19 protein-coding genes are annotated in these 23,809 nt (G+C 46.1%); 3 read left to right on the forward strand and 16 right to left on the reverse strand.

Features of this window, described 5'->3' with window-relative positions; genetic code table 11:
- Window positions 1-149: 149 nt before the first annotated feature.
- On the reverse strand, window positions 150-1,457 hold the full coding sequence (locus BLR43_RS09240) for a UbiH/UbiF/VisC/COQ6 family ubiquinone biosynthesis hydroxylase (protein ID WP_093070689.1): 1,308 nt from the start codon (window positions 1,455-1,457) through the stop codon (window positions 150-152).
- A gap of 550 nt (window positions 1,458-2,007) precedes the next feature.
- On the opposite strand from BLR43_RS09240, the gene BLR43_RS09245 reads away from it, so the two are divergent.
- Window positions 2,008-3,093: a PhoH family protein gene (locus BLR43_RS09245; protein ID WP_093070745.1), complete on the forward strand. Its 1,086-nt coding sequence runs from the start codon at window positions 2,008-2,010 to the stop codon at window positions 3,091-3,093.
- Window positions 3,094-3,378: 285 nt separating this feature from the next.
- Window positions 3,379-3,984, forward strand: coding sequence for an rRNA maturation RNase YbeY (gene ybeY, locus BLR43_RS09250; RefSeq protein WP_093070691.1), 606 nt, complete (start codon window positions 3,379-3,381; stop codon window positions 3,982-3,984).
- 11 nt (window positions 3,985-3,995) lie between these two features.
- Here the strand turns inward: ybeY and BLR43_RS09255 are convergent, their stop codons facing one another.
- Window positions 3,996-4,871 (reverse strand): mechanosensitive ion channel family protein, encoded by an 876-nt coding sequence (locus BLR43_RS09255; protein WP_071003298.1) that lies wholly within the window; start codon window positions 4,869-4,871, stop codon window positions 3,996-3,998.
- A 176-nt stretch (window positions 4,872-5,047) separates the two neighbouring features.
- Window positions 5,048-5,935, reverse strand: coding sequence for an energy transducer TonB (locus BLR43_RS09260; protein ID WP_167669401.1), 888 nt, complete (start codon window positions 5,933-5,935; stop codon window positions 5,048-5,050).
- 332 nt (window positions 5,936-6,267) lie between these two features.
- On the opposite strand from BLR43_RS09260, the gene BLR43_RS09265 reads away from it, so the two are divergent.
- Window positions 6,268-7,047 (forward strand): hypothetical protein, encoded by a 780-nt coding sequence (locus tag BLR43_RS09265; RefSeq protein WP_227674292.1) that lies wholly within the window; start codon window positions 6,268-6,270, stop codon window positions 7,045-7,047.
- A gap of 100 nt (window positions 7,048-7,147) precedes the next feature.
- Here BLR43_RS09265 and BLR43_RS09270 read toward each other — a convergent pair whose 3' ends face one another.
- From BLR43_RS09270 to BLR43_RS09330, 13 genes are all read right to left on the reverse strand, one after another.
- On the reverse strand, window positions 7,148-7,963 hold the full coding sequence (locus BLR43_RS09270) for a ferredoxin--NADP reductase (protein WP_093070694.1): 816 nt from the start codon (window positions 7,961-7,963) through the stop codon (window positions 7,148-7,150).
- Between the two features lie 177 nt (window positions 7,964-8,140).
- On the reverse strand, window positions 8,141-9,619 hold the full coding sequence (gene nuoN / locus BLR43_RS09275) for an NADH-quinone oxidoreductase subunit NuoN (protein ID WP_071003293.1): 1,479 nt from the start codon (window positions 9,617-9,619) through the stop codon (window positions 8,141-8,143).
- Window positions 9,620-9,622: 3 nt separating this feature from the next.
- Window positions 9,623-11,245 carry an NADH-quinone oxidoreductase subunit M gene (gene nuoM / locus BLR43_RS09280; RefSeq protein ID WP_201587839.1) on the reverse strand — a complete coding sequence of 541 codons (1,623 nt, stop codon included), beginning with the start codon at window positions 11,243-11,245 and terminating at the stop codon, window positions 9,623-9,625.
- Window positions 11,246-11,250: 5 nt separating this feature from the next.
- Window positions 11,251-13,125: an NADH-quinone oxidoreductase subunit L gene (nuoL, locus tag BLR43_RS09285; protein WP_071003289.1), complete on the reverse strand. Its 1,875-nt coding sequence runs from the start codon at window positions 13,123-13,125 to the stop codon at window positions 11,251-11,253.
- A gap of 4 nt (window positions 13,126-13,129) precedes the next feature.
- Window positions 13,130-13,438, reverse strand: coding sequence for an NADH-quinone oxidoreductase subunit NuoK (gene nuoK / locus BLR43_RS09290; RefSeq protein WP_025653102.1), 309 nt, complete (start codon window positions 13,436-13,438; stop codon window positions 13,130-13,132).
- A 98-nt stretch (window positions 13,439-13,536) separates the two neighbouring features.
- Window positions 13,537-14,256, reverse strand: coding sequence for an NADH-quinone oxidoreductase subunit J (nuoJ, locus tag BLR43_RS09295; protein ID WP_093070698.1), 720 nt, complete (start codon window positions 14,254-14,256; stop codon window positions 13,537-13,539).
- Complete coding sequence (gene nuoI / locus BLR43_RS09300) at window positions 14,253-14,801, reverse strand: NADH-quinone oxidoreductase subunit NuoI (RefSeq protein WP_010198902.1); 549 nt, start codon at window positions 14,799-14,801, stop codon at window positions 14,253-14,255. The genes nuoJ and nuoI overlap by 4 nt, the downstream gene beginning before the upstream one ends.
- Before the next feature lie 55 nt (window positions 14,802-14,856).
- Entirely contained in the window at window positions 14,857-15,849 is a 993-nt protein-coding gene (gene nuoH, locus BLR43_RS09305) for an NADH-quinone oxidoreductase subunit NuoH (protein ID WP_201587841.1), read from the reverse strand.
- Window positions 15,850-15,901: 52 nt separating this feature from the next.
- On the reverse strand, window positions 15,902-18,982 hold the full coding sequence (gene nuoG / locus BLR43_RS09310) for an NADH-quinone oxidoreductase subunit NuoG (protein WP_093070703.1): 3,081 nt from the start codon (window positions 18,980-18,982) through the stop codon (window positions 15,902-15,904).
- Between the two features lie 10 nt (window positions 18,983-18,992).
- Window positions 18,993-20,417, reverse strand: a complete 1,425-nt coding sequence (gene nuoF, locus BLR43_RS09315) for an NADH-quinone oxidoreductase subunit NuoF (protein WP_093070705.1) — start codon at window positions 20,415-20,417, stop codon at window positions 18,993-18,995.
- Window positions 20,414-20,923, reverse strand: a complete 510-nt coding sequence (nuoE, locus tag BLR43_RS09320; protein WP_093070707.1) for an NADH-quinone oxidoreductase subunit NuoE — start codon at window positions 20,921-20,923, stop codon at window positions 20,414-20,416. Before nuoE ends, nuoF begins: the two co-directional genes overlap by 4 nt.
- 167 nt (window positions 20,924-21,090) lie before the next feature.
- Window positions 21,091-22,866 (reverse strand): NADH-quinone oxidoreductase subunit C/D, encoded by a 1,776-nt coding sequence (gene nuoC, locus BLR43_RS09325; protein ID WP_093070710.1) that lies wholly within the window; start codon window positions 22,864-22,866, stop codon window positions 21,091-21,093.
- 143 nt (window positions 22,867-23,009) lie between these two features.
- Window positions 23,010-23,678 carry a NuoB/complex I 20 kDa subunit family protein gene (locus tag BLR43_RS09330; RefSeq protein WP_058024548.1) on the reverse strand — a complete coding sequence of 223 codons (669 nt, stop codon included), beginning with the start codon at window positions 23,676-23,678 and terminating at the stop codon, window positions 23,010-23,012.
- Window positions 23,679-23,809 lie beyond the last annotated feature (131 nt).

The raw sequence follows: 23,809 nt of genomic DNA on the forward strand, positions 1-23,809 counted from the left end.
TGCTCAATATTAGAATGCTTATTATCAATCTCAATTACATATAGTTGATTCAGTTTAAAAGAGAGACAAGGCAACCGAGTGCAGATGTATAGGCAATACTGCAAGCGAGGTTAACGCTGTCACTCTTTTAAAGAGGATTAACTATAGCGCTATGACTTTAAACCCATCGCGTAGGTCGCCACCAATGGCTTGATATTTGGCAATTTATCAAAGGCCAGTAATGCCATATTTCGTGCCAGCTTAATGGCGGGATTAGGATGGGTAAAGCCATGTACCACGGCATCACAGAATCGAATCACCCGCTTTTGATCCGTTTGACGCGCTTTCTCATAGCGCTTTAGTAATTGTGCATTACCGATGTCTTCGCCTTTGAGCACTTGTGCGCTCATCATTTGCGCCAATACATGAGCATCTCGCATACAAAGATTAAAGCCTTGACCCGCGACAGGATGCAAAGTATGAGCGGCATTGCCCATGATAACGCAGCGACCCTCGACCTGCTTATCTGCTAGCACACGCGATAACGGATACGCGCCGCGGCGACCAGCGGCGACAAACGTGCCCGCGCGTTGTCCAAACGCTTGCTGTAGCGTCTGCAAGAACTGCGCGTCGTCTTCTAGATATTTGGTTTCTTCACCTGTTGGACAGACCCAAACCACAGATCGTCTATAACCGTGTTGATATTTATCATTGCCGTCGCCCTCTGGATCTGTCAGTGGCAGCACAGCTAGCGGCCCTGCTGGGCTAAAACGCTCAATCGCTACATGCTCATGCGGTCTATCGGTCTCTACCACACCAACGATAGCGGTTTGCTGATAGTCATAGGTTGTGGTGCCGATATTTAACAACTGACGTACCGTAGAATCGCGCCCATCACAAGCGACTAACACGCTGGCTTGTAGCTGTTGCTCGTTTTCTGCTGCGTCATCGTTGCTAAAGCTCAGCATCACGCCATCCACTTGTTGGGCAACGGCGTTGACACTGGCATTATCAATCAAGGTAATAAGTGGCGACTGCTGCGCGGCTAATAAGAGCTTACGCCCGAGCCACGCGTTTTCAATGACTTGTCCAAAGGATTCTACTTTCTCTTCGACTTTGTTCAGTTGCGCGCGCCCAAAGCTACCTTGCTCACTAATTTGCACGCTATCAATTCGGCACGCATGGCTTTGCAATTCATCCCACAATCCAATCTCTTGATAGATCTGTACCGTACGCCGCGATAGCGCTGTGTTACGACTGTCCAAATAATGACTGCGCGTACGGTCATCGGTCGGACTGATGGTTGGATAACGGTTTTTTTCTAATAGCGTGCTAGCAATGCCGTGATGCGCCAGTAGTAAGGCAAAAGACAAACCGACATGACCGCCACCGACGATAAGCACTTGCTGGTCGGTGACTGCTTCTCTTCTTTCAGGTAGGCTTTTAGAATTGGATAAAGGTGAACCTGTCTCTTGCATCGTTGTTGTTCCTATTATAATTGTTGGGCAGACACGTCTTTAGCGATTGAGTGCTGTAATATCGCTCATAGATTACCACAAATTGCCTATCATGCTGCGCTCTTAACCGTAGACAAATCGTTCGTCCATCCTCGTCGCAAGCAAGGTTTATATTAGTAAAATCAGTAAAAACTTAACTTATCAATATTTCAATGCGAGCGTTACTTTTCACTAATGATGTTATCTAACTGATAAATGAACTTAATAGACATGCTGTTGACTCGATTTAGAGTAGGCCTGTGTGTTGATTGCAATCGACATACAAAAACAACGCTATCTGCTCAATGTATCGCTTGAATTTTAAAAATTCTCTACCATAATGAAGGCAAGACTTTTATTTATTATCTTCCACAAAACCAACAATAATATTACCGTTATTTTTAGTATCCACTATAACTACTCGACACCCATATAACGCTACTAACTACTTTATCTCTGACACCCGTGACGCTATCAAAATGAAATCACAGCGCCGGGCATACAATACAAGGATAATCGCTTGACTGATACCATGAGCCGCCGTATAAAGTTCGAATCCCTAACGCCAGCACAGCTCAAAACCGTACTTGGCGAATATAACAATCACATGAAATACATCCAAGAACGCCTCGATATCAAAATCATGCAACGCCAAGGCGATTTTTGCTTAAGTGGCGATGTGACCGCTGTCGAGCGCGGTGAACGTATCATCTACAAGATGGTCGATGAAGCCCAAAACACCAAGGATATCAGCGCAGAAGAGCTGCATCTGATTATTCAATCTAGCATCTCGCGTGATGAGGATATGGACAACGATGAGCAGGATGATGATATCGAGGATGCAGAATCAGATGAGGCCAATGAGTTTACGCCCGTCAGTCTGCGTACGCGCAAAGGTCGCATCATACCGCGCGGTGGCAACCAGCAGCGCTATGTAAAAAACGTCTTAAGCTCTGATGTGTCGTTTGGTATTGGCCCTGCTGGTACTGGTAAAACCTATCTTGCGGTCGCTTGTGCAGTCGATATGCTAGAGCGTAACGAGATTGAGCGTATCTTGCTCGTACGTCCAGCTGTAGAAGCTGGCGAAAAACTAGGCTTCTTGCCTGGTGATTTGACGCAAAAAATTGATCCTTACTTGCGTCCATTGTATGACGCCCTCTATGAGATGATAGGTTTTGAGAAAGTTGGCAAGATGATCGAAAAACAAATCATCGAAATCGCCCCACTTGCGTATATGCGTGGTCGTACGCTCAATAACTCCTTTGTCATTTTGGATGAAGCACAGAACACCACGCCTGAACAGATGAAAATGTTTTTGACACGTTTGGGCTTTGGCTCACGGGCTGTGATTACTGGTGACATCACGCAGGTCGATTTGCCGCGCGGTCATAAGTCAGGTCTCGCGCAGGCGATGGAGATCTTAAAAGACATCGAAGAGATTCATATCACCAAATTTGATTCAAAAGACGTGGTACGCCATCAGTTGGTACAACAAATCGTTGAAGCGTATGACGTATACGATGAAGAGCAAATGGCTCTAGAAGAAAAACGTAAGTTTGAACGTATCAAAGAACAAGAACGTAGACAAGCTGTGGCTAATGCTGCTGCCAAACTATAATATAGTCAATCCACTATAAAAGCGTTACAGCGTTAACCTCGATTGAAGTATGACATATACATCTGCACTCGGTTGCCTTGTACCGCTCTTAAATTGAATCAACTATAATAACGCTAGAACAATTTACTATAAAGATTTATATTGCATAGAAAAACCGGATTACTAAAGTAGTCCGGTTTTTTCTTGGCAGAGATTGCTTAGGTTTAGCACTACTTGGGTGAGGCATGGTCTAGATTGAGTATAGCCAACTAAACACGCCCATTTATAATAAAACAGGACAACGATATGAACCAATTTGACAGTAATAATAGCCACCAAGATCATAGCGCCACTAATGACGATGACAGCTTGGTAGCACTAGATATTAATGCAGCCGATAGTATCGATGATGAGACGCTTGATACGTTTTATGATCGTAAGTATCTATTATCTGTCATGATGGCAACTTTAGATTATATGAACGCGCGCATCAATGAAGGGCTGACACTACCCTACTTTGCAGATATCGGTTCTGAGCTGTGGCAAGAAAAACCTAAAACCTTGGATATATATATTACAGATGAAATCGAAGGCCAAGCCCTCAATTTAGAGGCACGCGGTAAGGACTATGCGACCAATATTTTGTCTTATCCAAGTGAGTTGCCTGTCGCCATCATCGGACTAATGCCAACACTGTCTCTTGGTGAGCTTATTATCTGTCATGAGGTCATGGTACGTGAGGCACAAGAGCAAGACAAAACCGTGGTGCAGCACATCAGTCATTTACTGATACATGGCGTGCTGCACCTACTGGGTTTTGATCATGAGCTCGGAGAGGCCGAGCAAGATGAGATGGAGCGCTTTGAGATTGAGATTTTGGCAGGCCTAAACCTACCAAACCCTTATCTTTGATTCGGTCTCAATCAATCTTTAGTGGTCGGCAGCTTTTGTGCTTGACCCATTTGATTGATCATTTGATCCAAACCTTTGACATGGATACTGCGCTGCGGGAATGGAATCTCAATATTCTCATCATCCAATGCGTGTTTGAACTGCTCAAGTAACTGGCACTGCATGGTCCACCAATCAGCATTGGTTGTCCACACGTTCAATGTCAAATCAACTGAATTGTCACCAAGATTGGTCACTCGTACAATAGGCTCAGGATCGGTGAAAGACAACGGGTTATTTCTGGCGAGGCTCAGCATCAGATCTTTGGCCGTTTTGATATCTGCATCATAGCCAATGCCCACGGTGATATCGACGCGGCGATTGGGTAGTGCTGTATAGTTGACCACCGCTGAGGTTGTGATGTCGCTGTTAGGAATAATGATGTCATGATTGTTAATGGTCGTTAGATGCGTGTTGACCAAGGTAATCTCGGTCACTGTACCCGTATAGCTGCTGATCTGCACATAATCACCGCGTACAAATGGGCGAAAAGTCACGATCATAATGCCAGCGGCAAAATTTGATAATTGATCCTTTAGTGACAAACCAACTGCAACCGCGGCACCGCCCAAGATAGCAACGACCGAGGTGGTCTGTACGCCAACTTTGCTAAGTGCGGCTAAGACTACGACAACCAATAGCACGCCATACAACAGACGGCTTAAAAAGCCAGAGACTGTTTCATCTAAATGACTACGCGCCATGAGACGGCCAAAAAAGTCGACGGCTTTTTTGGCAAGCCAGCGCCCAACGATAAATATAAGTATTGCCAAAGCCACCTTGATGACTATCTCTAATGCATTGCTGGTGAGCGTTGCAACATCTACTGTAAAACCTAAAAATTCCATACTAACTCTTTACTCGATAGCGGTGTGTTATAAATTTGGGTGTCGATTAATCTTAATTGCCGATTAATCTTAATTATTGTCGTCAAATATTATGACGTATTCGTTGATATTCTATGTTTATTTATCGTGTCACTGATTTTTTATCGCTTTAGTTTTGTAGTTTTCGTTTTGTGGCGTTAGTAGGTGACATTCACTTCGTCGCTATAGCGATAAGTACGTATCAGTCGTAACTCGACAATATCACTCATCTCTTTGGTAAATTGTCCAAAAGGTGCTGCTTGTCGTACTGACTGTTTTGCGGCCTCATCCAGTATCGTCGAATTTGAGCTTTCTAGCAGACGAATGGCTTTGATATTGCCATTATTACTAATGATGACCATGAGCCGCACTTCACCCGTAATGCCTTGCGCCCGTGCTTGCACAGGATAATGCAGATTGCCGACACGCTCGACATGCTCACGGAAGGTATTGATATAGTCAGCTGCTGCCCCGCGCGTGGTCGAGTTACTATCCATAGTGACCACTTTGGATTTGGTCGCATAGACTTGCTGACGTTGAGACAATTGCGCTTCTAAAGTAGCGATTTGCTTACGCAGACGCGCTTCTTGTGCCATGATGTCATCTTGTGCTTGTTTGCTATCATTATCCGACTCTACGCTCGCCTGACGCCAGCTTAGCGTGGTGCGCAGATAGCTCTCTTGGTAGCGCTGCTGTCGCACTTGGCGCTGTAGATTGATGACGTCTTGTGTCTCACTCATTTGCTCAGCAGACAATGGACTCACTTGGTCATTCTCTTGTCTTAGTCGCTCCTCTATGGTACCGCCGCCTTCTTGTGAGGCGTTGGCAATAAAATGCGCGTCTTCGTTTGGCTGCATATTATCGGTGAGCACCTTTGCCACATCCTGCATCATAGCAGCCGGGTCTTTACCCATCGAAAAGCTGATGCCAAAAATAATCAATACGTGTATGGCGACCGCAATGACAATCGCTACAGGTAAGCTCACATCACGCTTGGGAGGCTGCGCCGAAAAATGGTAGCTCTGTGAGTCTTTGATATAGGCCACAATGGGTCTCAGCTGATAGGTAAGGCGTATGGTTTATGAATGAGCATGTAGTGATATGCACGATATATGTCGGCGCTATCATAACATGACATAAAACTATGTCGCTAGCCCAACCGATAGTGTCGAGAGATGGCGCTAATCAGTCAGTGTTTACAACCTTTCATCTACTTAAAACAAATCCCTATCACTAAAAATGTTATAAAACAGGTATCGTCTTTATAATATCAAATGAATTATCATAAAACGCATGTGTCCATTTTGAAGCCACGGTATTTGTTATATACTGTTTTAAAACGCTGGTGCTAAGCCCTATAATTATAAGGATAATAAGTTTGAGCGACTTTGATAACGTGAATAATTCAGACAGTTTTGACGAGTTCTTTGAGAACATCGGCTATCGTTTTGACGAATCACTTGATAGTGGTTGGGAGCGTATCGCTCAATCGGTTAAAGACATCTATCATAAAACGACAGACAAACTCGAAGATGAGATATCCCTACCAGTCGCACAAAAATACGTCAACGAGGCGCTACAAAGCTTTGTGACGGATAATGTAAAAGCCATACTAGAGCTGCGCGTTGAAATGCATGATGACTGGTTTCGCTTATACTGTACGGTTGATGCTGGCGGTATTTACGCCGAAGTGGCCAGTAACTTTAGTTTGATACATGTGCAGCTCGATCGTAATGTTCAACGTTTTGTGTTTGGTCAGCAGACGTATACCGATATATTAAATCTACGCTGCGAGTCTTTTGTTAAGCGCCAAGGGATCAAGCTTGCTATTTGGTTTTATCATAGCGTCCTCAAAAAAGACCCATTGGGCTTTATTCTCTCCTACGTCAATATTGCTCGCCCAAAAGATGAAGTGATTTACCTCGATATTAACCGCTGGCTAAAAAACAACAAAAAGATCATGAGTACGTTGTATAAAGTACAGGTCAACTATGGAAAGCTTGAAGAAGAGCAAATGGTTTTGAAGGCGCAGATTAACTATCGTGACTTATTGGCCTCAAGCAATAACGAAGATATCATTAGCGACGATGATGAGCCGCAATTGATGCAAGGCCCTATCAACCCTGTAGACGATGCCACCGAACCCAGCCAAGAATAACGATCCATAAACGATGTCTCCAAAAAAACGCTACATCTCACAGGTTGTTAGCCTGATAGATGCAGCGTTTTTTATTAAATAAGACAATCGTTAGCTGCCCCTACCAATAGTTCTCAACAGCGATATTACCCTCACCGCGTCGATTCATCACCAATCCTAGTGTCTTCAACGCCTCTTTGGTATCATCCACCATATCTGGGTTACCACATAGCATGACATGCGTCGTATCGACATCCAAATCGATACCCGCACGCGCTTGCAACTTGCCTTCTAATAACAGCTTTGGCAGACGCTCTGATAACGCGCCGTCGACAGTCTCTCGGGTGACGATAGGAATGAAAATCAGCTTTGCAGGATTATCAACCAGCGAGCCAAAATCGTCTTGCAAGCGCTCGATTTGCTCAACGTACGCAAGCTCATCCGTCGAGCGTGCGCTATAGGCTAGCACGATACGCTCGTAATCTTCCCATGTCTTTAGGTCTTGTAGCATCGACAAAAACGGTGCAAGACCAGTCCCTGTCGCGAGCAGCCACAAATCCTTTGGCAATGGTTTTTGATAACGCGCTAACGTTAAGAATCCAAATGGCATGGTATTAAGCAGTAACTCATCGCCCACTTGTAGATGTTGCAGCTGTGAGGTAAAGGCACCATCAGGAATCACAATAGAGAAAAACTCTAGCACCTCATCGAATGGCGAAGACACAATCGAATACGCTCGAAAGATATCTTCATTCAATGCTTCATCACTTGCCTCAACCTGTTGGTAATATTTTAATTGACTCGGATTGACACCCAAGCGCACAAACTGTCCGGCAGTAAACTTAAAACTATCAGGACGGCTGACGGTAAAGCTAAATAAATTTGGCGTCCATGTGGTTTTGCTGAGCACCGTTACCGTTTGAATATTATCACTCATAACTGTTCATCACTCATATTTTATTAAATGGTATTTTTATAAGATAAGTTTGCCAAATACAAAAATTAAGCAAAAAAAGATGCGCCAAGCTTATCATAAAGCAGGCGCATCTTGGTTTTTTAACCGTAACAACAGATAAGCAACAAATGGCTTATCTTATCGCATAAATCATTGAATCTACCAAATACGAGCCAAGCTTGCCCATTCGATCATACTATTTGGCAAAATACCAAAGAACAGGATAATTGCCGTCACCGCAATAACCATAATACCGCCGGTACGAATACCCCATTGTCCGGACACGTCAAACTCGATGAACTGCTTAGGACGCTTGAACAGTGTGAGTAACACGCGCAAGTAGTAGAATAGACCAATCGCACTACCTAGGATAATCATCGCAGCTAAGAACCAGTTGGTTCCTTGTACAGCAGCCAATATCGCAAATAGCTTGGTGATAAAGCCGGCGGTCAATGGAATACCAGCCAGCGACAGCATCATGATTGTCATCACTGCCGTCAATACTGGACGACGCCAGAATAGCCCTTGATAATGTGTCAGCTCATCGGCCTCACCAGATAGGCGATATGGACTCGACATCAATGTCACCACACCAAAGGCACCGATAGACGTAAAGGCATACACCGCCATATACATACTAGAAATGCTATCAGCAGCAGCGCCAATACTAACGATGACGATCATCACATAACCCATATGGGCAATGGATGAATAACCCAATAGACGTTTGAGGCTGGTCTGACGCACAGCCAACAAGTTACCTACCAAGATAGACAAGGTTGCCATCACCATTAATAACATTTGCACCGATGGCAATGCCAATAAAGAGGTATCGATTAAGAATCGAACCGCCAGCGCCATCATGGCAACTTTTGAGACAGACGCCAAAAAGGTCGCAATAGGGACAGGCGCGCCTTCATAAACATCTGGCGTCCACATATGAAAGGGCGCTGCAGAAAGCTTAAAGGCGATACCAAACATCATCATCGCCGCACCCAATATCAACAGTGGCGATTCAAAAATATTGCCCAATACCATGCTGATTGGCTTAAATGCCAACGAGCCTACTTCTGCATAGATAAAGGCCATACCCATGAGTAAAGTCGCTGACGCTGTCGCCGACAATACTAGATATTTTAGTCCTGACTCAAGCGAGCGGTTACGCATATAAGTATAAGCGAGCAAACCATATAAAGGCACTGACAGCATCTCAAGACTCATAAAGAATGATGCCATATGCTGCGCGCTTACCATGAGTAATGCACCAATGGTCGACAGCAGCATGAGCAAGTATAGCTCTTCTTTATTGTCTTTTAGATCGGCCAAGTACGCATACGATAGCGTACAACACGCCAAGGCACAAACTAGAACTATCACCATATTGAACTGAGCAAAGTTATCAATCACAAATAACTGCTCAGCATTTGGCGCAATAGCACCGCTTTCAATAAAGCCCGTCATTTGCCCAAGTAACGTAACCAGAGCAATATTCAAACCGACTACGGTGATTGTACCAGTGACCATATGCGAGCGCTTGATAGTGATGGCAATCATCACCACGAGTACCGTAATCACTACGGCGATAATCGGCGCGTAAGGCACAAGCCCTATCAAATCATTCATTGTAATCTCATTCATGACTTAACGTGCCTCCATTACATCAAGCAGTTGCGACGCATCTACCTGTGTCACTTGACTGTATATATATGCATTGTTGATCCACTGCATCGCGTGACTTGAGGTATCAAGGAACGGCTGTGGATATAATCCGAGCCAGACCAAACCAGCCGCTAACATCAATAGTAATGACAGCTCGCGCTTGCCCAAATCTTTTAATCTACGTGCAGGCAAACCATGTGACTTAGTCTCTCGCTCTGCCAATGCAGCGATGTTGTTTTCACCAAATAACGCGCGATGAATCAAAATAAGCGAGTATAGACCTGCAAGCACCAAGCTGAATGTCGCAAATACCACAAACACAGGATACTGAGCAAATGAGCCAAATAAAATCATGAACTCGCCAATGAAGTTACCTGTACCTGGAATACCAAGCAACGCCGCACAGAAGAACATCAATATCGGTGCATAGTAACGGAACTGTCCCCACATACCACCCATCAAGGTCAAATCACGTGTATGCAGACGCTCATATAGCTGCCCTGCCATGATAAATAGTGCGGCTGAGCTCAAGCCATGAGCAAGCATCTGAATCATCAGACCTTGTAAGCTGAGCAATGTTCCAGCATAGATTGCTAATACCACAAAGCCCATATGCGAGATACTGGTATACGCTAGCAAACGCTTCATGTCGGTCTGCATAAACGCGAGCCACGCCCCATAAAAGATACCAATCGTCCCCAAGGTAATGGCAATCGGTGCAAACTCTTGTGACGCTACTGGAAATAGCGGCAACACAAAACGAATCAAACCATAGGCGGCAGTCTTAATGAGCACACCTGCCAAATCCACCGAACCTGCCGTTGGTGCCTGCGCATGCGCATCTGGCAACCAGCCATGAAAAGGTACAATAGGCAACTTCACCGCAAAACCAATGAAGAAGCACAGCATGATGGGATATTCCCAGCCGCCAAGTGACGTACCAAGCAAGTCATTATAGTTAAAGCTGACCACCCCAGTTTGGGCATAGCTGATAATGACCAATACCAAAATACCGATGAGCATGATAAGCCCAGACGCTTGGGTATAGATAAAGAATTTGGTTGCGGCATATTCTTTGGTTTTGCCAACCACATCATGACCCCAAAGCGCGATCAAGAAATAGATAGGAACCAGCATCATCTCCCAAAAGAAGAAGAATAAGAACAGATCAATCGCTAAGAAAACCCCGATAACGCCGCCCAAACTCCATAGCAAGTTTAGGTGGAAAAAGCCAACGCGGCGCTGAATCTCATTCCACGAACAGGCAACAGCTGCCACACCAAGCAAGCCTGTTAAGACTACCATCATCAGTGACAAACCATCTAGCGCCAAGTGAAAGCTAATACCAAAGCTCGGTATCCACGGCACACTAAATTCAGCGACCCAAGGCACGGCAGCATCTGGCGCGATGACCTGCTTACTCATACCGCTAAAATCACCCTGCTGCCAAAGTACTAATGACAAAGCAAAGGTCAACATCATACCGATCAAGGCAATCCAGCGCGGCAGACGTTTATTAAATCGCTCCACCAACCAGCATAACAATCCTGCAATAAAAGGAATTGCGATTAATGCTGGCAGCATCCACGTTTGTTGTAACTCCATCATCTTTACACCACCGTTATCATTACCAGCACCAGCAATACAGCCATACCCAAGCCAAAGCTTGTGGCATAACCTCGAAGAGACCCTGTTTGCGTCGCAGACAATACTTTATTACCTGCCGAAGCCAGCTTAGGCAAGAATAGCCACGTTTTATCGATAGGGTCGGCTTTTAATAAGCGGCCGATGAACAAAAAGGGTTTTACAAAAATTATATCGTATAGCACATCGAAACCTAGACCGTGATAGCACCAATGATATAGCGCCCCGCCAATACGTGAGCGCTTAAAGCTTATGAGCATGCGACCTTTATTGACGACATATAATAGTGCTGCCAATATCAAACCGGCCACCATCGCACCCATCGCGATATACTCTGCGGTGTGCTTAGCATGGTCTTGACCCGCGACTTCTAATAAGTGACCTACGCTCTCTGGCAATACACCTTGTAGTGGCGGCGTAATCCAAGCACCAACAGCGGTAGACAATACAAGTAATACCGTCAAAGGTAACCAGTACGACACCCCTGATAGCTTGTGCGCATGGGTTTTTTCTTCACCGAAGAATATGATCCAAATCATACGGAACGTATAGATTGCGGTTAAGAATGCGCCGAACACACCCATATAGAATAGTACTAAGTGACCTGTGGCATAAGTTTCCCAAAGAATCGCTTCTTTAGAATAAAAACCAACGGTAACCCAAGGTATCGCCGCGAGCGCACCGCCACCAATGATATAACACCAAAATACCAATGGTATCTTTTTACGCAGACCGCCCATCTTAAAGATATCTTGCTCATGATGTACGGCAAGAATGACCGCACCTGATGCCAAGAACAACAGCGCCTTAAAAAAAGCATGGGTCATCAAATGGAAGATTGCCCCTTGCCACGCACCCACGCCAAGCGCTAAGAACATATAGCCAATCTGACTCATGGTTGAATACGCAAGGATACGTTTAATGTCTGTTTGCGCGAGCGCACAGAATCCAGCAACGACCAGCGTCAATGCCCCGACGCCACCAACCCAATATAATAAGATGCCTGGGGTCAACTCAAACAATGGATGCAAGCGGGCAATCAGATAAACGCCAGCCGTTACCATTGTTGCCGCGTGAATCAATGCCGATACGGGTGTTGGACCTGCCATCGCATCAGCAAGCCATGTGTGTAGTGGCAACTGCGCTGATTTACCCATCGCGCCGCCGACCAACATCATGGTAGTTAGCATCATCGTTGGGTTGTTTACATCGAACACTTCTGGCGCGCGCGTAATAATCTCTTGAATATTAAGCGTACCGAATTCGCGGAATAATAAGAACAAACCAAAGGCTAAGAACACATCACCAACACGCGTGACGGTAAAGGCTTTCATCGCGGCGCGACCATTGGCTCTGTCATGGTAATAATAACCAATCAATAAGTACGAACAGATACCCACGCCTTCCCAGCCAAGATATAGCAAGAACAAATCATCTGCGAGTACCAGTAACAGCATGCTGGCCACAAACAAGTTCATATAGCTAAAGAAACGGGCAAAGCCAGTGTCGCCTTTCATATACCAAGAGGCAAACAGATGAATCAAAAAGCCAATCCCAGTAATGATGCCTGTCATAGTCAATGCCAAACCATCAAAGCTCAAGCCAAAATGCGGCGCAAAGTCGCCAACTTGGAACCATGTCCATAGCGGAACTTCAATTACCGTTCCAGCTGGATTGGTGGTCAAAAAGGTATAGCTAACGACTAGCGTACATAATGCTGATAACAGCATGCTACCCACGCCAACAAACGCTGCGACCGTCTCTGATAATTTGTCGCGCATAAAGGCTAAAATCAAAAAGCCAATGAGCGGGAATATAAAGGTTAATGGTAATAAACTCATGACATCATCCTTTCATCTCATTGGCGCTATCGACATCGAGATGCCCACGCTGATGATAAAAACGCAATAATATTGCCAGACCAATCGACGCTTCAGCCGCGGCCAAGGTCAAAATAAAGATAAACATAATCTGCCCGTCTGGATCGACCCAGCGACTACCTGCCACGACAAATGCTAGTGCTGCCGCATTCATCATGATCTCAAGACTCATGAGCATAAATAAGAAGTTACGTCGTACCATGACGCCGCACAGACCAATAGCAAATAAAATACCTGCCAAAATAAGTCCATGGCTCATGGGTATCATACCCAGTACATTTTGCGCCTCAGCAACTGGCTGTACTAAGCCTGCCACCTCGTGGGCAAACGGCACGTTTGACACCTCTTGTGCCACGCTTGCTGCTAGTACCATTAGTCTGCCTCCTTGCGCGTGACTCGTTGTACACCTACTTGCTTACCAACATAGTCATGCGGGTCAACATCTTTATATTCGTAAGGCTTAGCCATTTCTACGCCATCATGCTGTGTAAGCGCACTGTCATTATCGTATTGTTTGATACTGCCTACACTTGGCTGAACGTCTTGACTCGCATGACCGACGATCTCTTCATCAATCGACTCTTTACCTAAGTGATATGCCGCCACCAAAGCCGCTAGTAGTAACAAAGCTGCAATTTCAACCAGCATGATATATTTGGTAAATAGCACCGTACCGACTGCTTTGGCAGAGATAGTCGTGCCACCCATCATAACGGCTTCATCATGACCCATACCAATCATTGCATAGAGCACAACAGCAATGATTATCGTCAATCCTGTCGGTATCGCCCAAGTACCAGCATCGAGCCAACGCTCTTCGCGCTCGTCATTACTCATGCCCAAGTTCAGCATCATGATAACGAAAACAAATAGCACCATAATGGCACCAGCATAAACAACAATCTCTAGCGCACCTGCAAACGGCGCTCCTAATACAAAGAATATCCCAGCAATTGCCAGCAACGATACAATCATCGATAAGATAGCATGCACTGGATTGGCCTGAGTCACGACGCGCAGACTGGCAAATATCGCCACTGCTGCAAGTGAATAAAACCCAGCCAGTTCAGGATGGTTCAAAATATTCATCATGGTAGCAAGCTCCTTAGATCAATCGGTGCAGACTCGTTTTGTGCTGCACCTTTTGGTTTATCTGCTACCGCCATACCTGTCACACGATAATAGTTATAATCAGGGTATTTACCTGGTCCTGAAATGAGCAAATGCTCTTTTTCATAGACCAAATCTTGGCGCTTATATTCACCCAGCTCAAAATCTGGGGTCATTTGAATCGCTGTCGTTGGACAGGCTTCTTCACACAATCCACAAAAGATACAGCGTGAGAAGTTAATTCTAAAAAACTCTGGATACCAGCGTCCATCTTCACGCTCGGCTTTTTGTAATGAGATACACCCTACCGGACATGCCACCGCACACAAGTTACAAGCGACACAGCGCTCGTCTCCATCAGGATCGCGCGTAAGGACAATACGTCCACGAAAACGCGGCGGCACAGGTACCGGCTCTTCAGGATAAAGGATGGTGTCACGCGGTCTGAGCGCATGACTATTGACCATCCACATGCTGCGGACAATGGTAAATATACCAATGACGGTCTTTTTTATGGTAGTAAACATGGGATTATTATCCTTATCAGCTTTACCCTAGTTCATCAGTGATGGCTAGTAATGACTATAACGTTGGGGAAAAGATCAAAATGACCGCAGCAGTGATTAATAGATTAATCAGCGTTACTGGCAGACATACTTTCCAGCCAAAGTTCATCACCTGATCATAACGCGGACGCATGAGTGAGCCTCGAGCCAAAATAAACATGGTCATAAAGAACAGCGTTTTAATCATGAACCAAAAAGCTGGTGGAATAAATGGGATATCTAAATTGAACGGCGCAAGCCAACCGCCAAAGAACAAGCACGTCATCAAGGCAGAAATCAAGACAACGTTGACATACTCACCAATGAAGAACATACCAAACTTCATGCCCGAATATTCGACATGATAGCCTTCAGCCAGTTCTTGCTCTGCTTCTGGTTGGTCAAATGGATGTCTATGCGTAACCGCCACACCCGCGACCACAAAGGTCAAAAACCCAAAAAACTGCGGAATGATATACCAGCCGTCCGCTTGTGACTCAACAATAGCACGCAAGTTAAAGGAGCCTGTTAGCGCAACAACGCCCATCAACGATAAGCCCAAAAACACTTCGTAACTGATCGTCTGTGCAGCTGAACGCAAACCACCGAGTAGCGAGAATTTGTTAGCAGATGCCCAGCCACCGAACATCACGGCATATACTGCAATGCCTGCCATAGCAAAGAAAAACAGAATACCAATATCCCAATCAACCACGCCAAGCGTTGGCGAGATAGGAATAATGGCAAATGAAGCCAAGGCAGTAAACATTGCGACCGCAGGTGCCAAGGTGAACATAAACTTATCAGTAAAGTTTGGTGTCCAGTCTTCTTTAAAGAAGATTTTGAGCATGTCAGCGACTAACTGCAACGAACCAAAAGGCCCAACACGGTTTGGACCATAACGATCTTGCCATAATGCCAGCATGCGGCGCTCATAGACAATCATCATTGCGGCAACCAATACCACGACCAAAAAGATGACTAGCGATTGACCCACCAAAAACAGAATAGACCAAGTATCAAAGCTCATGCTACCCGCCAAAAAACTTGGCACATCAGGGATAATACGGGTAACTTGCATATTACACCTCCTGTGTGGTGGTCGGCGCTGCGTTCATTTGCGCTGTGACGTTATTGTTCATCATATCGTTAGCCATGCTACCCATCATCGTTACTGGTGCGTCTACTTTCCGTACCGACGCTGGCATTGATGGGTGAATAATACTCACCTGCCCGACTGGGTAACCGATACAGCCTTCTGCCAAATAACCAACCAGCTGTACTGGCAAGGTGATTTGTTGCTTATCAATTTCAATCGCCAAGTAATCACCAGTAGCAATATTCCAGTCTTTGGCATCATCTATACCGATACGCCATGCTGCAACTGGCAGCTGCTCTGCGACGATTGGGCTACGTGATGCCATCATTGAGCTGGCATAGATATTATGAATCGGTACTAGCTTCGCTTGGCCTTGCTGTAGGTCAGTTGTATTCGAAGACATGGCTTCTGGCGCCACATATTGACGAGTGGCTAGGCGCTCTAGCTGATCGAACAAACGCACCCCTGGATCACCATTTTTCAGATGTCCGCCGACTTTGTCTTGGTATTTGTTCCATGCTTGTGGTGAGTTCCAACCTGCCGCATTGGCAAAAGGAATCATCGAGCTTGGTGCTTCTTTACCGCTATAACCTTCCATTGAGAAGGTCAAACCAGTGTCCAAATCTTTTGGCTGCATCGGCTCATGCACTGAGATTGGCGCACGCATAGCAGTACGACCTGAGTAACGGCGCGGTTGACGCGCGATTTTCAGACCAGTCATACGGTAGTCCGCTTCAGGCGCAGCGCCTTTGATACCTGCAAGTTTAGGATGGGTGGCAATCAATGCATTGATAACATCATCTAGCTGCGTCCAGTCGACATCACGACCTTCAATACTGCTATGCACAGCATGTATCCAGCGCCAGCCTTCTTTAATACTGCTCATCGGATGGTAGTATTCGTTATCATAAACTTGGAAGAAACGCTGCGCACGACCTTCAGCTGATATCAATGTGCCATCCGCTTCTGCAAAGCTAGCCGCTGGCAGTACGATATCGACGTCCTTATGCCAATCAAGCAGCTGATGATCTAACGCAATGACCGTTTTATCAGTCAGTAGCTGCGTGAGTTTATTGGCATCAATCGCATCTGTTAGCTGGTTTTCTGCAACCACAACCACATCGTAATCAGAGGCTAGCAGCTCTTCAACTGACTGACCGCCAAGCATACAAACGCCCATGCTATTGGCATCAGGAACCGTTAGATAGATACCTGCTTGTGCCTGATACTGTGCGTTCACTTCTTTTAACTCAAGGTTTTCAGCAGGTGGGCGTTCGACATTATCCTGCGCTTCTGTATTTACGCCCGTTTCCGGTTTGTTTGGCTTAGCAGATAAATCTTGGTCTTCTTCAGGTTGGTCATTAGCCGCTTTCGCTTGCGCTGCCTGTACTTTGGCATTATGTGCCTCAACTTGCTGCTGCTCAGTCGCTTTGATTGCTGCACGTTTTTGGGTCAACGCTTGGGTAATCTGTGCTGCTGCTTCTATCAATGCGGTAGAAGATAAGCTGCTACCCGAGACAACTAACGGCTTATCAGCTTGAATCAAGTCATAAGCGATTTGTTTGGCCAACGCTTGCATACCATCAGTCTCAGTACTAACATCAGCATTTTGTTCAGCTGCTTGTGGATCTGCTATGTCTGCTAAGTCATCAGCGAAGCTCGCAATCTCATCAGCGACTTTGAAGCCAAGTTTAGTGATGTCTTCAGGGGTTGCCACTACGCTCACTTTACTGATGTCTTCTAGCTTGGTTTGGGTTACATCGATGACATAGACTGGGCTTAGCGCATCTTGAGCGATACGTTTGACGGGTTCAGCAAGCCAAGGTTGCGTTTGCAGCGCCGCTGCCATTTTCAAACCTTCATTTTTTGCGGCTTGACGTACTGACAGCGCGACACGTGATGACGTTTGCGTGATATCTTCACCTAATACGAGCACTGCATCATGCGTCTCGATATCAGTCATGCTAGGGTTATAAATGCCTTCAGTGCTAAGCACTTCGATGCACTTATTGACCAGTGCTTGCTGCTGATGATTGAGGCCGGTTGAAAAGTTATCAAATCCAACCAGATTTTTTAGCGCAAAGTTGGTCTCTAAACTGGCACGTGGTGAGCCAATCCCGATAACTTTTTTATCTTTGATACGTTTGATGGTTTCATCAAGTGCGTAGTCAATATTGATTTTGACATGCTTATCATTGATACGTTCAAGCGCTTGGGTTGGACGATCCGCGCGATTGACATAACCATAACCAAAGCGGCCACGGTCACATAAGAAATAGCGGTTTACGTCGCCGTTGTAGCGGTTTTCGATACGGCGCAGCTCGCCATAACGCTCGCCCGGTGAGATATTACAGCCCGCCGAGCAACCATGACAGATGCTTGGCGCATACTGCATATCCCATTTACGGTTGTAGCGATCAGAATGCGTTTTGTCAGTGAATACCCCAGTTGGACACACTTCGGTTAAGTTGCCTGAAAATTCGCTTTCAAACTGACCATCTTTATCACGACCAAAATACACGCGGTTGTTTGAGCCATAAACACCCAAATCTTCGCCGCCTGCGTAGTCTTTGTAAAAACGTACACAACGATAGCAAGCGATACAGCGGTTCATTTCATGCGCGATGAATGGACCAAGCTCTTGGTTTTGATGCGTGCGTTTGGTAAAGCGATAGCGACGACGGCTATGACCTGACATATAAGTCATGTCTTGCAAATGACAATGTCCACCCTCTTCACAGGTTGGACAGTCATGTGGATGGTTGGTCATGAGTAGCTCAACCATCGACTTGCGGAATGCTTTGGCTTCATCGTCAGTCACAGAGATGTACATGTCATCGCCAGGGGCGACCATACATGACATGACGAGACGACCACGACCTGCTTCCATATCGTCTTTATTCTGGAATTGCTTGACCGCGCACTGACGGCACGAGCCTACTGAGCCTAGGGCTGGATGATAGCAAAAATACGGCACATCAATGCCGAGTGATAAGCAGGCTTGTAGTAAGTTGTCTGCGCTATCTACTTCGACAGTGGTTCCATCAATATGTATGACTGCCATGCCGCTCTCCTTATTTCACTGCTGGCTGTTGGTTGGCTGCCGCATCAATCACATCGACACCAACCGCCTGCGCGATTTTTTGATCAAACTCTGGACGGAAATATTTAATCGCACTCATGAGGGGTTCCACCGCACCTGGTGCATGGGCACAAAACGTCTTGCCAATCCATAAATCACGCGTCAGACCCTCTAATTTTTCGACATCGCCCACTTGTCCCTCACCGTTATTGATAGCGGTAAGCAGTTTAACGCCCCACGGTAGACCATCACGGCATGGTGTACACCAGCCGCATGACTCACGCTGAAAGAAAATCTCAAGGTTACGAAGTAACGGCACCATATCTTGCGATTCATCAACGACCATGATAAGCCCAGTACCCATACGGCTACCCGCTTCTTGAATGGTGTCAAAATCTACGACCACATCCAAATGATCGGCGGTTAAAAAGTCCGTCGAGGCGCCGCCTGGTAGCCATGCTTTGAGCGTTTTACCATCTTTCATGCCACCTGCCAAATCCTCAATGATTTCGCGAGCGGTATAACCAAAGGGTAACTCCCAGAGACCTGGATCATTGACCAAGCCTGAACAGCCAAATAATTTGGTGCCCGGCGTTTTGCTTTTACCTTTGATTTCAGATAATGACTGATACCACTCAACGCCGTGATTCAAAATCGCTGGCATATTACATAAGGTCTCAACGTTATTGACAACGGTTGGACGACCCCATGCCCCAGAGATTTGTGGGAACGGCGGCTTGGTACGGGGGTTGGCGCGGCGGCCTTCTAGACAGTTAATCAGTGCCGTTTCTTCACCGCAAATATAACGTCCAGCGCCAGTATGCACGTGCAAATTAAAACTAAAATCTGAGCCTAAAATATTGTCGCCCATGAGGTTGTTGGCCAAACATTCTTCGATAGCAGCGACCAAACGCTCAGCGGCCAAGATATACTCACCGCGGATAAAAATATAACCGTCTGTCGCGCCGATAGCATGCGCAGTAATCAGCATACCTTCGATCAGCTGAAACGGTAGGCGCTCCATTAAGAGGCGATCTTTAAACGTGCCCGGCTCCATTTCATCCGCATTACAGATGAGATAGCGAGGCAAACCATCTGGCGGCGACATAAATGACCACTTTAGACCCGCATTAAAACCTGCACCACCGCGACCTCGAACATTGGCCGCTTTAATCATATTGCCGACGTCTTTAGGCGATTTAGATAGCGCTTCTTTTAGACCAGTGAAGCCTTTTAGAGACTCATAAGTGGTTAAATCAAGCACCGCATCATGATGCGCCAAACGCCACGTCAATGGCTTAGTTTCGCTAGTGGCTGTCGCTTTATCACCATAGATTGGAACACGCTGTGCATTTAGCTGGCTTGGCGCTTGGCCTTGACCGCGACGAGCAATCTGCTCTGAAATCGTTAAACTCATGCGTATAGCTCCAATAATTGCGCGACCTCAGATGGCTGGACAGGGCCGTAAGTGTCTTCATCAATCAGTACCGCTGGTCCCTTATCACAGTTGCCCAAGCAGCAAATTGGCAATAGCGTAAAACGTCCATCAGCAGTTGTCTGACCATACTCAATACCCAGCTGTGATCTGATCTCAGCTGACAGCGCTTCATAACCTGTCAAATAACAAGCCACGGAGTCACAGATGAGAATCACATGGCGACCGACAGGCTGGCGATAGATACGGTTAAAGAAAGTGGCGACCCCATCCATGTCTGACATCGGGATGTCTAGGATGTTGGCAATAGCGTTTGCTTGCGCATCATCGACCCAGCCATTGCGCTTTTGCACAATTTTTAGCGCATCTAGCGAGGCGGCGCGCGCATGGGGATAGTGATGCATATATTCATGAATGGCAGCGATTTCCTCAGTGGTGAGGATGCTTTCCACATCTACTTTTGGCATTTTGTCGGAAACAATTTTCATAATCTTCTGTCTTTCCTCACTCATCCTGCTCTATCACAAGCCAATATCAGTCTGCTTAAAACCGTGGTTATATCGACAAGCGACAGCATTTTGGTGTGCCATCAGGCAATAATATATTGATGAACAAATACTTATGAAGCAGCGGTTTAACCTTAAAGATCAAAATCTTAACGATCGCAGTCCGCCATCACAATATCAATCGATGCCAAATACATAATGGCATCAGAAACCAGTGAGCCATTAATGACCGATGGCATCTGCTGTAAATGCGCAAATGTCGGTGTACGAATACGGGTACGATAGCTCATCGTGGCCTTGTCTGAGGTGATGTAATAACTGTTCAGACCTTTGGTCGCCTCGACGATCGTCGTACATTCACCTGCTGGCATCACAGGACCCCAAGATACTGAGATAAAATGATTAATCAATGTCTCAATATCATTTAGCGTACGGTCTTTTGGCGGTGGTACGGCCAGTGGATGATCCGCTTTGTAAGGACCTTGTGGCATATTGTCCATACATTGACGAATGATACGTAATGATTGACGCATCTCTTCAACTTTGACCATACAGCGATCATAAGCGTCACCGTTGTAACCAACTGGCACTGCAAAATCGTAATTCTCATAGCCCATGTAAGGACGCGCTTTACGCATATCGAAATCCACGCCTGTCGCGCGCAGACCAGCGCCCGTCACGCCCCAAGCCAATGCTTGCTTGGCATTGTACTGAGCGACGCCTTGGGTACGACCTTTGAGCACGCTGTTTTGTAGTGCTGCTTTGACATACTCGTCCAGGCGCTTAGGCATCCAATCTAAGAACTCACGCACCAAACGCTGCCAGCCACGTGGCAGATCAGCCGCCGTACCACCGATACGGAACCAAGCCGGATGCATACGGTAGCCTGTCACGGCTTCGATGACGTCATAGGCTTTTTGGCGATCGGTAAACATATAAAATACAGGGGTCATACCACCTGCATCCTGAATGAATGTACCGACGTATAGCAAATTGTTGGTAATACGGAAAAACTCGCTCATCATCACACGGATAGTCTCGGCGCGAGGTGGGACGGTAATCCCAGCGAGCTTTTCGACTGACATGATATAAGGCAGCTCATTCATCACACCGCCTAAATAATCGATACGGTCGGTATAAGGAATAAATGAGTGCCATGTTTGACGCTCAGCCATCTTTTCTGCGCCGCGATGGTGATAGCCAATATCAGGGATACAGTCGACGACTTCCTCGCCATCCAACTGTAGTACCAAACGAAACGCACCGTGAGCGGAGGGGTGGTTAGGACCGATGTTCAAGAACATAAAGTCTTCATCACGACCTGAGCGCTTCATGCCCCACTCTTCTGGGACAAAACGTAGGTTTTCTTGCTCGTATTGCTGCTTGGCGGTATTCAAGAAATACGGGGTAAATTCAGTCGCACGCGCATGATATTCTTTACGCAGTGGATGACCTTCCCAGTATTTTGGCAATAAAATACGGGTCAAATGCGGATGATCTGTAAAGACAATACCGAACATGTCCCACACTTCGCGCTCATACCAGTTGGCATTTGGCCAAATATTGGTCGCGCTTGGGACATTGAGGTCATCTTCGCTCAGTGCGACCTTGACACGTATATCACTATTGCGCTCAAGCGACATCAGGTGATAAAACACCGTAAAGTCACTGTCAGGCAACCCTGCGCGATGCTGACGCAGACGCTCATCTATCGCTGACAAGTCAAATAGCATGACGTAGGGCTTGGGCAGTTTGCGCAAAAATAAAAGCACGTCTAATAAATCTGCACGCGCCACCCAGACTGTTGGAATCTCATCCACAGTGTGCTGTACGACAAATTTACCAGCATACTTTTGCTCCAGCTCTGTAATGACGGCTGGGACGGGCTTGATCTTAGGATCTGTGTTTTCGACTACCGTGACCATGAATGATGTATTCCTTCATTAATCATAACTGAGCGATGTCAATCAAAGTGAGGCTATGTCAGTCATAACCAAACCATGATGAGCGCATAAAATATTGAGGTTGCTAAATCTAAATGCTATCTAAATTTAGATACTGTCTAAACTTAGATGCTGTCTGGGCTACGCAGGTTTTTTACAGCGATACGATCTGCTTGCTTACGGTCACGCTCAGGCGTCATCTGCGGTTGATAGATACCCTGCTCATTGACATGGATGCCCAGCGGACGACGCTCTTTGGTGATAGATTCTTGTAGCAACATCAAGCCTTGAATCAATGCTTCTGGACGCGGCGGACAGCCTGGCACATACACATCAACAGGGATCACTTTATCCACCCCTTGTACGACCGAGTAGATATCATACATGCCGCCTGAGTTGGCACAAGCACCCATAGAGATGACCCATTTTGGCTCAAGCATTTGCTCATAAAGACGCTGAATAACAGGGGCCATTTTGACAAAACATGTACCAGCAACGATCATCACATCTGCCTGACGGGGTGAGGCGCGGATAACTTCGGCCCCAAAGCGTGACAAATCATGAACGGCGGTTAAGGTAGTGGCGTATTCAACATAACAGCAAGACGTACCAAAGTTAAATGGCCAGAGCGAGTGCTTGCGCCCCCAGTTTGCTGTCGAATGAACGAGGTCTTCGAGACGACCCATAAAGACGTTTTTATTGACTTCATCTTCGATAGGATCATTGACCGTTTGGCGGGTCTGTGCAGGGTAGGTATCTGCATCAGGGTTGGCTTTTGTTAATGTGTATTTCATAACATACAACCTTTATATTAAGCTTGGCGTCATACTCATCTTGTATACGCTGTCGCCAAAAATTTCGTTATTAATAAGGGGCCAATCACAAGCAATCGTTGCAACAAAATGCGATCAGCGAAAGCCAGCAG

Source organism: Psychrobacter pacificensis (genome assembly GCF_900101915.1).
Classification (GTDB): Bacteria; Pseudomonadota; Gammaproteobacteria; order Pseudomonadales; family Moraxellaceae; genus Psychrobacter; species Psychrobacter pacificensis.